This window comes from Candidatus Tisiphia endosymbiont of Mystacides longicornis (assembly GCF_964031095.1).
GTDB lineage: Bacteria > Pseudomonadota > Alphaproteobacteria > Rickettsiales > Rickettsiaceae > Tisiphia.
In genome coordinates, this window is record NZ_OZ035004.1 from 1,400,049 (window position 1) to 1,414,253 (window position 14,205).

17 protein-coding genes are annotated in these 14,205 nt (G+C 32.4%); 10 read left to right on the forward strand and 7 right to left on the reverse strand.

The annotated features are described in order from the left end of the window. Positions 1 to 17: 17 nt before the first annotated feature. Positions 18 to 770, forward strand: coding sequence for an IS5 family transposase (locus ACQH6S_RS07115; RefSeq protein WP_425364716.1), 753 nt, complete (start codon positions 18 to 20; stop codon positions 768 to 770). A gap of 197 nt (positions 771 to 967) precedes the next feature. On the opposite strand, the gene ACQH6S_RS07120 is transcribed toward ACQH6S_RS07115, so the two are convergent. Further along, complete coding sequence (locus tag ACQH6S_RS07120; protein ID WP_425364463.1) at positions 968 to 1,177, reverse strand: transposase; 210 nt, start codon at positions 1,175 to 1,177, stop codon at positions 968 to 970. 4 nt (positions 1,178 to 1,181) lie between these two features. Next, positions 1,182 to 1,418, reverse strand: coding sequence for a transposase (locus ACQH6S_RS07125; protein WP_425360391.1), 237 nt, complete (start codon positions 1,416 to 1,418; stop codon positions 1,182 to 1,184). Positions 1,419 to 1,442: 24 nt separating this feature from the next. Between ACQH6S_RS07125 and ACQH6S_RS07130 the strand changes: the two genes are divergently transcribed. Then, entirely contained in the window at positions 1,443 to 1,793 is a 351-nt protein-coding gene (locus tag ACQH6S_RS07130) for an IS630 transposase-related protein (RefSeq protein ID WP_425360020.1), read from the forward strand. Continuing rightward, positions 1,778 to 2,296 carry an IS630 family transposase gene (locus ACQH6S_RS07135; protein WP_425360021.1) on the forward strand — a complete coding sequence of 173 codons (519 nt, stop codon included), beginning with the start codon at positions 1,778 to 1,780 and terminating at the stop codon, positions 2,294 to 2,296. The genes ACQH6S_RS07130 and ACQH6S_RS07135 overlap by 16 nt, the downstream gene beginning before the upstream one ends. A gap of 14 nt (positions 2,297 to 2,310) precedes the next feature. Here ACQH6S_RS07135 and ACQH6S_RS07140 read toward each other — a convergent pair whose 3' ends face one another. Then, entirely contained in the window at positions 2,311 to 2,751 is a 441-nt protein-coding gene (locus ACQH6S_RS07140) for a transposase (protein WP_425364464.1), read from the reverse strand. Positions 2,752 to 2,810: 59 nt separating this feature from the next. On the opposite strand from ACQH6S_RS07140, the gene ACQH6S_RS07145 reads away from it, so the two are divergent. Further along, positions 2,811 to 3,281 (forward strand): hypothetical protein, encoded by a 471-nt coding sequence (locus tag ACQH6S_RS07145; protein ID WP_425364465.1) that lies wholly within the window; start codon positions 2,811 to 2,813, stop codon positions 3,279 to 3,281. Here the strand turns inward: ACQH6S_RS07145 and ACQH6S_RS07150 are convergent. Then, the gene (locus ACQH6S_RS07150; RefSeq protein WP_425360388.1) at positions 3,278 to 5,083 is read right to left on the reverse strand and encodes an AAA family ATPase; all 1,806 of its coding nucleotides are present in this window, start codon (positions 5,081 to 5,083) and stop codon (positions 3,278 to 3,280) included. The genes ACQH6S_RS07145 and ACQH6S_RS07150 overlap by 4 nt on opposite strands. A gap of 590 nt (positions 5,084 to 5,673) precedes the next feature. On the opposite strand from ACQH6S_RS07150, the gene ACQH6S_RS07155 reads away from it, so the two are divergent. The 5 genes from ACQH6S_RS07155 to ACQH6S_RS07175 all read left to right on the forward strand — a co-directional run bounded on the left by ACQH6S_RS07155 (position 5,674) and on the right by ACQH6S_RS07175 (position 12,169). Then, on the forward strand, positions 5,674 to 6,198 hold the full coding sequence (locus ACQH6S_RS07155) for a hypothetical protein (protein WP_425360387.1): 525 nt from the start codon (positions 5,674 to 5,676) through the stop codon (positions 6,196 to 6,198). A 4-nt stretch (positions 6,199 to 6,202) separates the two neighbouring features. Further along, positions 6,203 to 8,044, forward strand: a complete 1,842-nt coding sequence (locus ACQH6S_RS07160; protein ID WP_425360386.1) for an ankyrin repeat domain-containing protein — start codon at positions 6,203 to 6,205, stop codon at positions 8,042 to 8,044. A gap of 296 nt (positions 8,045 to 8,340) precedes the next feature. Beyond that, a complete protein-coding gene (locus ACQH6S_RS07165) occupies positions 8,341 to 10,233 on the forward strand; it encodes a hypothetical protein (RefSeq protein WP_425364466.1) in 1,893 nt (630 codons plus the stop codon). A gap of 275 nt (positions 10,234 to 10,508) precedes the next feature. Further along, positions 10,509 to 10,757, forward strand: coding sequence for a hypothetical protein (locus tag ACQH6S_RS07170; RefSeq protein ID WP_341758049.1), 249 nt, complete (start codon positions 10,509 to 10,511; stop codon positions 10,755 to 10,757). Between the two features lie 302 nt (positions 10,758 to 11,059). After that, positions 11,060 to 12,169, forward strand: coding sequence for an IS66 family transposase (locus tag ACQH6S_RS07175; RefSeq protein ID WP_425364395.1), 1,110 nt, complete (start codon positions 11,060 to 11,062; stop codon positions 12,167 to 12,169). Here the strand turns inward: ACQH6S_RS07175 and tnpB are convergent. The 3 genes from tnpB to ACQH6S_RS07190 are packed head-to-tail and all read right to left on the reverse strand — an operon-like array spanning position 12,166 to position 13,348. Further along, entirely contained in the window at positions 12,166 to 12,519 is a 354-nt protein-coding gene (gene tnpB / locus ACQH6S_RS07180) for an IS66 family insertion sequence element accessory protein TnpB (RefSeq protein ID WP_341752109.1), read from the reverse strand. The two genes, ACQH6S_RS07175 and tnpB, sit on opposite strands and share 4 nt — an antisense overlap. After that, positions 12,507 to 12,932, reverse strand: a complete 426-nt coding sequence (locus ACQH6S_RS07185) for a hypothetical protein (protein WP_341758053.1) — start codon at positions 12,930 to 12,932, stop codon at positions 12,507 to 12,509. Before ACQH6S_RS07185 ends, tnpB begins: the two co-directional genes overlap by 13 nt. Before the next feature lie 44 nt (positions 12,933 to 12,976). Further along, positions 12,977 to 13,348, reverse strand: coding sequence for a transposase (locus ACQH6S_RS07190; RefSeq protein ID WP_425364467.1), 372 nt, complete (start codon positions 13,346 to 13,348; stop codon positions 12,977 to 12,979). Between the two features lie 140 nt (positions 13,349 to 13,488). On the opposite strand from ACQH6S_RS07190, the gene ACQH6S_RS07195 reads away from it, so the two are divergent. Beyond that, entirely contained in the window at positions 13,489 to 14,196 is a 708-nt protein-coding gene (locus ACQH6S_RS07195; protein ID WP_425360357.1) for a hypothetical protein, read from the forward strand. Positions 14,197 to 14,205: the final 9 nt, after the last annotated feature.

The window sequence follows — 14,205 nt, forward strand, 5'->3', positions numbered from 1 at the left end:
ACCAAGAAACTACCGATATGAAGTATTACATAGAAGACCAAGCATGGGAAGCAATTTTATCATTTTTTAAGAAAAAAAAAGCTATACACAACAAGAATGAGGAAAAAATAAGACAGTTTATTGAAGCAATATGGCTTATTGCTAGAACAGGTTGTCAATGGCGTCTTCTGCCTGATTATTATGGTTGTTGGTACAGTGTTTATCGCAGATTTAAGAGATGGGTTGACAAAGGTATATGGGAAGCTTTAATGGATCATGTTAAAGTAGATGTAGATATGGAATCAATGATGATTGATGCAACTATTGTAAGAGTACATGCTTGCTCATCTGGATATATTAAAGGTAATCAAGAGGAAGCAGCTTTAGGTAGAAGCAAAGGTGGTTTTAGTACTAAAATTCATGCCCTCGTTGATGCATTGGGTAACCCACTGAAGTTTATACTAACTGCTGGGCAAAGAAATGATATCACTCAGGCTGAAAATCTTACTAAAGATGTTCAGAATACGACGGTGATAGGCGATAAAGGATATGATAGTAGTGCGTTTGTAGAAAGCTTAGAAAATAAGGGGCGTGAGGTTGTTATCCCACCAAAATCTAATCGTAAAGTACAACGTGAATATGATAAACATATTTATAAAGAACGCCATTTAATTGAATGTTTCTTTGGTAAAATCAAACATTTTAGGCGTATATTTTCTAGGTTTGATAAAGCCCCAGCCACCTTTTTAGCCTTTCTAAATTTTGTTGGAGCTTTAATATGGTTACGTTAAAAATTTTGTCAACAGAACCTAGCCTGAATATTGCATGAAGGAGGTATTTATAAAAATAAAATGGCAATATCGCTTAGTGGTCATGGATATGTTAATTTTCACTTAAATTATGTCTAGATATGCAATTTTTCCTGATTTAAGATAGAATCCCCCCTTACCCCCATTTTTTATTGTACCGGGGACAGTACCATATTAGCTTATTCTATAGCTAATTTTTTCATAACACTATCCCATATATGTTGGTAAGGATAAGATGAAGACAACAAGAATTTAATGCTCCTAGTACTACGAATAATTACAGCACCAATTTTGAACAATTTTAAACGCACCGTTCCTACCAAGGCTTTAGCTAATTCAGTACCTTGTAAAAACTTATCACGTATATATTCTACTATAGTTAAACCCATAAAATTAGGTGACAAAGAACATAGTAATAATTTCAAATAATTTGCTGGTTTCTGTTACCTTATTTTTAATCCATCGTTTCATATTAGCCCAAAACTTCTCTATGGGATTTAAGTCTGGTGAATATGGCGGTAAAAAAATAAGCTTGCAACCAACTGATTCTATTAATTCCTTTGTTTTCTTTGATTTATGGAAACTAGCATTATCCATCACTATAGTTAAACCCGTTGAATTAGATGACATTATATGGTATAAATAAGAGAAAAAATGTCAACAAGCCCATATAGTAAAGATTTAAGAAAAAAAGTAATAAGTTATATAGAAAAAGGTAATAGTCAAAGAGCGGCTGCCAAGATATTCGATATACATAAAAATACAATTAGTCGCTGGAACGTAAGGAAGAGAAAGGAAGGAACGATATTAGCAAAAGCTAGAGTAGGTTTTAAAAGTAAAGTTGATAAGCAAAAGTTAGCAAATTTTGTAAGAAATAATCCAAATATGAGATTACAAGATATTGGTAAAGAGTTTGGAATTGCGAGGTCTCAAACTGGAAGGATATTAAAACAGCTAGGTTTTAGTTATAAAAAAAAACCTTTACCTACATGGAGTCAAGTGTAGACAGACGAGCTGAATATTTAGAAGAGATCAATAAATATGATAAAGGGCAAATAGTGCATATTGATGAAAGCGGTATAGATACAGGTATTTGCCAAGATAGAGGCTGGAGTAAAACAGGAGAATTACTGATTGGAAAGAAGAGTGGGAAACACTATCAAAGAACTAATATCATAGCTGGCTTGGTAAACAATCAATCAATAGCTCCTTTTGTTTTTAATGGAACGTGCAATACAGAGTTATTTAATAATTGGGTTGAGAAGTTTTTAATTAAAGAGTTAAAAGCAGGACAAGTTGTAGTGATGGATAATGCTAGTTTCCATAAATCAAAGAAAACAAAGGAATTAATAGAATCAGTTGGTTGCAAGCTTATTTTTTTACCGCCATATTCACCAGACTTAAATCCCATAGAGAAGTTTTGGGCTAATATGAAACGATGGATTAAAAATAAGGTAACAGAAACCAGCAAATTATTTGAAATTATTACTATGTTCTTTGTCACCTAATTTTATGGGTTTAACTATAATTGTTTCGGCACGGTTTTATGAGATTCGACAAACTTGTCAATCATCACCTTATGAGCTTTAAGAGCAAATCCACGATCTGCTTTATTTTCTAAACGACATAAAGTAGAGCTACTAGCCATATCGTCCAGTGTGTCTATACTTGTTTGCAAAGCTGGACATTTTCTTAAATTATCGTGATCATTTAAATCTTCATAACCAAGAGCAATACCATAAATACGCTGTTTGAGCATTGTTAAAATAGTATGAGTAATTTTATCAGAATCTCGCTTATCAGGAAAAATCTTAGCCAGTTCATTAGTTAGACCAAGTCTTTTATCTGCTTCTCTTAGCAATAATACACCTCCATCGCTACTAATATTACCTCCTGCAAAATTTATTTCTATTTGACGATTTTTTACTTTCGATTGGTAAATTAATCCTGTACAATTTGTCATGGCAAAACCCTCTGTGTAATGTTCTTTTAACACTTATATTATATAGTATTACAAGGGTTTTGTCTCTATTCTTTCATGCAATATTCAGGTTAAAGAAAGAACATACTGAAAACGAAAAAAGATTGAACTCGTTAATAGATTTACGACTTAATGGTGAATTGAGTACAGAAGAATTTCAAGCAAAAAAACAACAATTAAAAGATCGTCAATATGAAATTAATCGATTATTGAAAATTTATGATGAAGCAGATGACAAATTTACTGATACCGTCTCAACCTTGATAACTCTAGCTTCTGAAGCCTATAAAACTTTTCAAGGTTCTGAAATGCCTCAAAAACGCAAAATGATAAAATTCGTATTTCAGAACCTGAAGCTTAGAGGCAAAAAACTTGAGACCTCTCTACGTTTCCCGTTCGATATTTTTGAAAAAACGACAACTTGTACCGAATGGCGGAGTGTAGTGAACAATTTCCGAACCCAATCAGATACTAAATTGCTCATAATTCAAACGCTTACGCTCTATTATTAGAGCTTCGTTACTTCATATTCTAACTCCATATTTTTTCCGCAAAATGCCATCGAAATTTTTAATATTTGTTTTACATGTGAATGCTCTTTTATTTTACTATCATATTTTTTATTAATAATTTGTTGTAAACCAGATTTAGCTATATCTGCTAGCTCTTCTGAGGATTTAGCGATTTTATACTCGATAATCATCGCTTTATCACCTTTACCAATTTTTGGAATCATTACAACGTCAGCTCTGCCATCCCCTGATTCTTGTTCACTCGATATTATATAATTAGAACCTAGCATATTAATAAAGCCGAGCATAAAGCCACTATAAAATAATTCGGCTTTTTTCTCTCCTGTTTGATGAAAACTAGTAGAATTAAGTAACAATTCCTGCAGACGCTCCTTAAACTCCTCTATTCTACCATCTGGTAATAAAGTAACGAAAGAATAATATCCCGAATTATCAATATCTAATTGTTTACTAACCCATTGCACCATTCTTTTTTGGTAGATATATTTTACCTCATAATTAGGGATAGATAGTTCGTAAATATCTTGTTCTGACATCTTGGCTGTAGGATTTAGATAACCACTAAATAATAATAAGCTAAATAACCCTTCTGGTTGGTTAATATCAGCAAAATTTATATGTTTAGTAATAGAAGAAGTAATCGTTTCACCTGCAACTAAAGCCTGAATATCTCTTTGTCTCTCATCTGAGAGTAACACATGATCAATCCAATCAGTTCCACCACTATCAATCCAATAATGATCAAGCTTGCCCTTCTGAGCTAAACATCTCATAATTGACCAAGGATTATAAATGACTTCTCCACCAAAATTATAGCCATTATACCAATTTTTAATTTGTTCTGGATTGGTTTCAAGAGGTACTTTGGTTAATAATTCATCAATTTCTGCTTGAGTAAAGCCATAGATGTCTGTAAAATTCTCATCTAGTAAACTACATTCAGTTAAATTATTCAAATCTGAAAACAAATTAGCCTTAGCAACACGCAATATGCCGGTAATAACACCTTTTTGTAATGAATCATTGGTTTTAAGACTATTACCAAATATTGCCCGGAATAGTTTAAGTACCTGATTAAATTCTTCTTTATGACCAAATTCCATGTAGGAACTATTAATTGGTGTATCATATTCGTCGATTAATATATAGACTTTCTGATTAAAATGTTTATAAAGTAAGTCGCTTAGAAATTTTAAACTATTTTTAATGTCATCTTCTATTAACTTGCCTGTAAAATATCTTTGTAATATTTCCTTTTGTGCATCAATCAATAATTTTTCATCTTGTTTTATATAACGCTCTAAATAACGATGCTTGGCAAATAAATTAATTATTTGACTTTTAATTCCAACCTCAATTTCTTCATAACTACTACCCCTAACGCCCTTAAAAGTTATAAGAATAACTGGGAATTGACCTTGACGTTTCATAGAGTTTGCTACATTAGCAATTTTTAATGGCTTTAGTTCTTTAGTCTCATCAAAGCCTAAATCCACTGCTCCTCCACTAAACAGTTTATGATTAACTCTTTGTTCTTGCAGCAAGGGTATCCCATACTCATCCACCTCTATCTCAAAAAATCTCCGCACCATATCCATATTCAAGCTCTTCCCCCAACGCCTTGGGCGAGTAATGAGCGTGACTGCTCCACTATCTTCTAATAATTCTTTGATCATTAGACTCTTATCAACAAATACATCACTATTTAGCAATAATGTCTTGAAGTCATCGGTACCAACAAACATTCTTGGCTGATAATTATTGTGGGTTTTTTCTTTCATATTTTACTCAATCAACTAAAATTCACTCTTATGTCTAATAATTTATAACAACTCATGAACATGGTATTTAATCATAACTTGCTTATATATTTCATTATAACATAATAATAACTTGCACTAACTATTTATCAGTAAAAAATTATAAATTTTTTAACTTCTTATCCAAAATTCGCGTAATAAAGTATTTTAGGGATTTTTTTGCCTAAGGAGTCGTAAGAAAATAATGTGTATAAATTAAATTCTACCTACAACTAAAATTATATAATCATTGCATAATTGCCACTAAACTAAATATTTCACTAATTTTTTATAAAATATACTTTACATACCAAAATATATTTTATACCTTATTAAAATATATGGATTTTTAGAAATAATATAGCAACCACAAATTAGTTTCTTGATATTGTTATAAGTTCCTAAATGTCATTGCAAGGAGGGCATAAGACCGACAAAGCAATCCAGGAAAATGGTTAAAAATGGATTGCTTCGCTACTGCTTGCAATGACGGAAAAGCTATCTAGAACTTTAACGGGCAGCTATATAAGTAGTTTCGGAGATTATTGAAGTAAAAAAATTAAAGAGGTTTTATGGCAAAAGAAAGATTAAGTGAATACGAATTAAGCACAAGAAAAGAAGTATTAAGAAGATTAGAAATAGTAAAAAATAAATTTAATAGTTTAAGCGATGCTCCAGTGATGGATATTGATGGAGATTACCGTACTTTACAAAATATGGAGGATAATGCAATATCTTCTTATGGTAAGCATTACTCACATTCTCGTAAGTTGTCTTCACAATTCTCACAAGCTTACAAGGCTCTTGCTAATGAGGAAAATAATCTTTATTATGCTCAAAAGGATCTTGCTAGTAAGCAAAGTACTCTTAATAGTACTCAATATAGTCTTAGTAATATTCAATGTAATCTCACTAGTAAGCAAAATAATCTTGCAACATTACAAAGCAAACTTAATGGTCAACAGGCTTTAGTAAGTAAAATACATGGATATTTGAGCGATTATCAAGAGAATTCAGCATCTACCACAGGAATGGTGGAAAATGATCAGCTAGCTGCTAAGCTGATTGGTGAATTAGCACAATTAAATTTGGAGTAAATTTATGAAAATACGAGATCTTATCAACAAAAAAATTCAAGAGGTTGAGAAAGGGGCTGAGAAGTGTGAATTATTAACACCAAATTCCCGCCTGCTGGACGAGATTTTATATAACATCACCGCAATGCTTGACATGGTTTCGGATATTACTAGATATCAAAATGATAGAGATGAGTTGGTAACACGCAATTCCCAAGATAGCCAGCAGCTTGCTCAGGTGAATCGGGAAGTTTCTCAAAAAAGCCAAGAGGTTTCTTGGAAGAATCAGGAAGTTTCTCAAAAGAACCAAGAAATCGCTCAAAAGAATCGGGAGATTACCGAAGTACAGCAAAAAATAGCAGGGTTGCAGTCACAGGAGAATAGTTTGCAAAGCCAGATAAATAGTTTCCAAATTGGTGATAATATTAAGGCATTAAATGCTAAACAAAAAGCTCATATTCTACAGAAACTTTGGGGCAATGGTGATGCAGATTCTGTTTCAGTAATTAATGCTATCAAACAATATGGTTTTGATCCGCATTATGTACATAAAAATGGTCAATCTCTGACCCAATTGGCTTTGAGCAGGAATGATGTTGCTTTATTTGATTTGTTAATAGCTAATAAAATTGATTTCAATATTAGCAATGCCAATCTAACTATCTTCAAGTTAGTGTTAAATTCAGGTAATAGCAATTTCATTAATAAAATGTTTGCCACAGGGCAAGATTTTACTAAATCGCTCTTAGATGTGGTACTAAAAGATGATGCAGTGATGCTTGACAAAATATTTAGTCATAAAGCAGAATTAAGCCAGGTTAGCTATTCAGGTTACAGCCTATTACAATTGGCATTAAAGCATGGTTGCTATAAATCAGCAGAACAAATATTACGATCTAATCCTCAGGCGATCAATCAACTAACAACCAAGGGGTTGTCTGCGTTACAACTAGCTGTGCTAACGGATGATAAGCCAGGGATAGAGTTGTTGAAAAAGTTTGGAGCAAATTTTGAGCTTGAGTTAAAAAATGCTATTAGCAAAAATTATGGAAAGAACGTTACTAAGATATTAGAGGCTAACCCGGAATTGCTAAATAAATTAGAAGCCCAAGGTAATAGTCCTTTATACCATGCTTTGTTACAAAATAAGCTGGCAATAGCAGAGTCTTTGTTGAATAAGGGAGCCGATAGTAAAATAGTTATGCAAAAGGCTTTGGTAGAAAATAATTCACAGATGATTAAGGATTTAATTGCTTTAAATGCTGATAGTACACAACTAATAATAAATGACAATAAAACTGCCCTATATCTTGCATTAGAACAAGATAAAACAGAGATTGCTAAATTGTTGTTAAAAACCAGCGATTTAATGTCAGTGGTCAAATTGTCAGCAGATAAGGCACAAGCTAATATTGCCGTAAAATTAATTAAGTTGCAACCTAGTTTATTAGCCAATTTAGCCCAAATAGAGAATAGTAAGGTAATCGAGAAGTTGCTTGAGGATTCTGGGTTTATATCGCTTGTAGAATCTTTAGCAGACAATAATGGTAATAATTTACTGCATCTTGCTTGTCAAAATAATAACCATCAATTAGCTATACAGATTTTAGAAAAAAATCATATTGATGTTAATAAACAGAATAGTGAAGGTAAAACAGCTTTCCATATATTGTTAGAGAGTTCAGCAAGTTTTGCAGAAAAAGCCCAGTTAGCTGAGGCTCTTTTAAACCACCATCCTGATATTCATTTATCAGATACTAGTGGGCATACGTCAATCGACTTAGCTGTAGAGCATGATGCAGGGGTACTAGCTATGTTCTATCAGCAAAATTTGATGGGGGATAGTGTTCACACAGAGCTTAATTAAATTTATAACTCACCTTACGCATAAACTCCGTGGTGATTTAAAAATTGTGGAAAAATAACCGGCGTCTATTAGCGAGGAGCCACACTACAATACACCGTCATTGCGAGACCACGTAGTGGTTGAAGCAATCCATTTCTAATCATTTTCTTGGATTGCTTCGTCGGCTTATGCCTCCTCGCAATGACGCTAGTTATTTTTCTGCAACCTTTAAATGCAATGTGTAAGGTGTATTTACAATTTATTCGTATCTCAATAAGTAGTTTTAATAACTTTTGAGATAGTGGGGTAGTAGCGAGATGTTTGATTTCTATGTAAGCAGTGATAAAGCAGTTTTAGAGTTACATAATGAAGATATTGATTATATAAGGATTTATAATAATTTAATAGACCCTACTGATACTATTTATTGTATCTTACCTTTCTCACGAGATAATAAGCCATTATATTGGCATAGTACTACTACGCTTACAGGTCCTCCTGCCGATTTAGTAATTCTTACCCAAAACCTCAATCGTAGTAGTTTATCTGTTGAAGATGCAGATTTCAGGCAGTTTCGTAGTATTACAGTTAGTGATAATAAGTTTTATCGGGATGGTGATAGGTTTTTGGTAATTCAACAAGACGAACATAATAACAATTCTGTTACTTTTAGAAATTGTCAGGCTTTGAATGCTGATTTTTTCTGTAATAAACTTACCTGGATAGGTGGTAGGGTAAAAAATAATTTATCTGTTGAATTACATGGTTTAAATAGTGAGCTAACAATAAAAGGTAATGATGAAACAAGAGCGGTCATCGGCACTCTAATTATACCAGAAAATATTAAGCCACTAAGAGTTTGTTTAGAAAATGTTGCTATTATAACTAATTTTTCTTGCGAAAATGTAAAAACCCTATCGCTTAAGAATGTTAAGTCTGGTAGTGGAGTTTGTAAATTAATAGCTGAAGAAATAGAAGAATTATCTAATTTTCAGAATCTCAGTACTGAGTTTATTGTTAAGTCAGAAATAGCTAATATTGGATCATTTATCTCACCGATAGGCAAGGTCTATATTGATGTTTATTCATTCATTGAATTTAGGGCTGATGGTGATGGTAGGTTTCAAGGGCTAGACCTAAATATTGATGTGAGTCGAGCAATCGAGAAAAAGATCGAAATGCCCTATGGTATCGTTAAATTTGACAAGATCAATATTAAAGGAGCCAGCGTCATTGATATTCCAGGCATTTTAATAGCTGAGCAGATGGAAATCATTAATTGCCTACAATTAAATCTCAACGAATCAAGAATAGGACATTTAAAATATCAAGCGGCTCAAGGAAAAGTATTTTTTGGTAAACATTCTGCTAAAACCACAACAATTGATAGTTTGTGGTTAATAGGTAATATCGTAGCTAATTTTCAAGGACCTACCGAACTATTTGATCTAGATAGTGAAGGAAGGAGTCATATAGTTATCTTCAGCGATTATAAAGGAAAATTTATCAAACTAAACCTTAATCTTGATGCCAGACGAGATAATATTAGTTCTGATAGGGATGGTTATTTTGGTTTGCACATCCAGAATGCTGGTAATAAGAAAGTTGAAATAGATGCAATTTTAGCCAAGTTAAATAGTTTTAATATTAGTGGTAGTGTGAAACTCGGACAGATTATTTGCCAGCCTATTGATAGTAAATATAACTTAATTCAAATTAATGTTCAGTATCTATCTCACATTAGCATTGATGGTTTTTTTGCTGGATTTGATCATAATATAGTTATTGAAAAAGCTACTGGAAAAATTAGCTTAGTTCAATCAATGGATAGAGCTTTATCTACTAGCCAAATTATTGCTGGTATTAATTGTGCAATGCAAGATTTTTTAACTATCAGGGCTGGTCAAGGTTTAAGCTTTCATGGCAATATTAAAGTTATCGATGGTAATATTGAGTTATATAGCCTCTTTGGCGTATTATCAGCAAGAGGCTCACTCACAGCTAAACAAATCAAACTTTTAGCTATTGAAGGAAGTCTTGATATTAGTGCTCATTTTAATACCAATAGTTTAGTTACTTATTCTAAGACAGACTCTTACATACGAGATACTATCATCAATGCTATTCAATTTCTAGCTCACACAATAGGACATTACATCCAAACTGGTAGTAATGTTACCACCAGTAATACCAAATCACTATCTATTTAATAATATAGATGCTATAGTGTGTTATTTAAGATAGTATAGTGTTAATTAAGATGTCTAGAGGGTATAAGGTATTAGAAGTTAATGTAGAAGAAGTGAAACAATGTATACTTGCAGCAAAACTGCGTAACACTATCTAATTTCTTTGCTAGTATGAATTTATTGTATAAATTTGGATTTCTACTATGCAAATATCACCGATTAATAAAAAACAGATTAATAAAAAAACTAGTTGAAAAAGTAGCAGTCATATTATAATATTTGAAATATTAATAATAATGATAATTAATCAAATGAAAAAACCAAAAGTAGCGACCTTAAGTGCTGAAGAACGAGAAGAACTAATACAGCATGTCAAGGAAAGTTCATTAACGGGAGATGAACAGCAAACGATAGTAGAGCTTGTGAAATTTTGTAACGAGCTAATAGACAAGCTAGCATCATCAAATATCAGTATAAATAAGCTTAAGGAAATGCTGATTGGTTTTAAGGCAGATCACAAAAAAAAGATAGTTCAGATTCATTAAAAGAACCGCCAGGTGAATCTGATAACGGGAATGGTGGTAATGAAGGAGAGTGCGATAAGCCCAAAAAGATAGATCGTAGTAATTGGCAAGGTAAATATGGGTTTGATGATTATAAGGATGCGAATACCAGCTATTTAACTCCTGAGAATTTTTGTAGTGGTGATAGCTGTCCTCACTGCTATAATGGCAAACTATATAATAGTGAAGCTAGAAAATTGCTACAATTTACAGGTAATGCTCCAATTACAGTCAACAGATATGTAAAGAAAACGTTACGCTGTAATGCTTGCGATTATACAGTTATGAACAATAAAAATATCAACAAATGGACAAATAGTAGCAGAAGTGCAATAGTGTTACAAAAGACCTATGGTACTCCTTTCTACCGTTTATCTAGGCTACAGAGTTTAAGCGGGGTTCCTATAGCATACAGCTCGCTCTGGCAACAATATTTAGATGTTTGGCAAGAAGGTGGTGGAGCTGAAATTTACGGGGTATTATTGGAAATGGCTGCCGAATGTAGTTCACTGAACCTTGATGATACTAGAGCTAGGATTTTAGAAATTACTATAGCCAATAAAAAATTACGTACTCAAAATAAGAAAGGACGCAGCTGTTATACTACTACAATATGTGCTAAGACTGCAAATAATGAGGTAATAGTTTTATATTTTACCGGTAATAGGCATGGTGGAGAAAATATAGGTAACGTACTAAAGAATCGTAAGAATAGAACAGATTCTATCCAATTAATGACTGACGCAAGTAACAATAATAACCCGGTATTATCAGAAGCAGATAAAGAATTACTGGCAATAATAGTGATGATCAATTGTTTGTCACATGGTCAGAGAAAATTTACAGAAAATGAACTATATTACCCTGAAGAATGCGGATATTTTCTCAAACAAACACGTGGGATTTACCACAATGAACATCAATGTAAAGAGATGAGTCCTGAAGAGAAACTTGGGTATCATCAGGAACATAGCAGTAAATATATAGAAAACATATATAACAAAATAGACGAATTATTTAACGACAAGAAAGTTGAGCCTAATAGTAGGCTTGGACAAGCTATGAAATATTGGATAAATAATAAAGAAGGTTTGACCCAATTTTTAAAAATCCCAGTTAGCAATCTTGATAATAATTGGGCTGAGAGATCACTGCGTACCATTATTTTACAAAGGAAGAATTCATTATTCTTTAAAACAATCAATAGTGCTGAGATACATAGTGGTCTGTATAGTATAGTAAAGACTTGTAGTGAGAACGAGATCAATGCCTTTAAATATTTAAATTGGCTACAAGAGCATAGTAGCAAAGCAAAGAAGCATCCTGAGGATTATACGCCTTTTGCCTATGCAAGATATATGAATAATACGGAATTAATCGAGACAGCAGCTTAAACGACAGGAAGCCAATCATTAGAGAATTTGGCAGAACTAGGATCGCCATTATGAATAAGAATGTGTAAGGTTCTATAACAAATTTGGTAAGATGAATTATCAGATGGGAAAAGTTTTGCCGTAAATTTACCTTTGGATAGGCGTTTAGAGCATAGCCAAAAGCCTTGACCGTCAAAGGACAAAATTTTAATGGCAGTTCTGTTTTTATTATAGAATAAAAACAAGGAACCATTAAGAGGGTCAGAAGAAAGTTTTTGTCTACAAACAGCGATTAAGCCATCGATACCCTTGCGAAAATCGATGGCAATAGTGGCAACAAAAATAACTGACGCCGGGGTTAGTTGCAGCATAAAAATGTCTGAATTATAGTTTTTGGCTCTAGTGTTTGGATAATAAGCTTGGTACCATTTGGTTTAATAATGTGACAAGTATAGTGATTTTGCTTGGGAGCAGCTACAGGATCGGTATCTATAGAATTTACTAGTTGAAATGGGAGAAAATTAATATTTTGTTGTAGGGATTGATTTGAAGTTGAGACAGAAGAAGTTTTGATGGTAGGTTCATGGGCTTTTTTAGTTGAACTAATTGTTGCTTTATTAATATTAAGATGTTTAGCTATCTCTTGGTAAGAATAATGATGGAGTAATTGGTGAACTAATTCCTTTAGATGGTTTGGTATAGGATCAAACTTATTAGTTTTAGTTTGACGCCAAGCTTTAAATTGCTGAGCTACTTGCTCAATAGTAATCGATGGTATTTGCATAGTATGAAACCCAAATGTATAAAAAATTCATACTAACAAAAAAATTAGATAAAGTTATGCAGTTTTGCTGCAAGTATACGATTCAAAGCTAATGACCAATCTTTTATGGGCATAGTCCATTTTTTAGATGCATTTTGTAGGGCTAAAAATATTATTTTCTGAATTGATTTATCATCCGGAAACACCCCCTTATTTTTGATAATTTTCCTAATTTGACGGTTGACAGATTCAATGGTATTTGTTGTATAAATTACCTTTCTTATTTCCTGAGGAAAAGCAAAAAATGGGATTATCCCAGACCAACTACGTTGCCAAATATCAGAAATTACTGGATATTTTTTATCCCATTTTGAACTAAATTGTTGAAGTTTTAGACTTGCCATTTCTTCATTATTTGCTGTATAAATTTGCTTCAAATCTGTGGTCACCTCCTTATTACATGTCGTTTTTAAAGAGATGACTATTTTTATACTTTGTTGTATAAATAAACAAATATTACCTTTATACTTACATAAAAAGTAAGGTAATAATTAACTATTGATATGAGATATTTATATTGCTACAATATGGTTATGAAACCGCAAGTGAATCATACAGTAAGGCTATGATTCATTATTTTTCTATACTGATTGATAGATTACTTATTATGAAAGAATTTCGTAAATTTCAATTGACAAAAGAATTGACAACTCAAATAAAAAGTGAAGAACAAATTAAACAACAAAATAAAGAATATAAAACTTTGTATCAATATAAAGCAAGTATTGATAAGCATTATGATACAGTACATGCCCAATACTATAAATTGGTGAAGGTCAAGGAGAAGCTGGAAAATGAACATGAAGAAAAAAAGCAAAAGATGATAGATATTCACTCCTCAGATACTTATGATAGTAAAAAAGTGGGAATATTAAAACATAAAGAGAAGAAGATTGAGCAATTAATTCCTGTTGTGATAAAAGCTAAAGAACTTAAAGCTGAAGTATACAAGAAAATGACAATTATAGAAGAATATCACAAAAGAGAGGCAGAATCATGGAGTGAACTTGAGGATATAGCCAATAATTGCCAATACACATATCCTGATAAACATAAAATGCTGAAGATAGTTGCTAGCTTGGGTAGGAATCAAGAGGTAGCTATTACTGGCAATGGAATAGTGCATGATACACTCATTCGTAGAAAATTTATAAACTTGGCTAAAAATGGGAAGGATAAAGCAATGAGCAAAAAAGCACAATATCAAGTAAAAGTAGTAACTTAATTTTCCTAG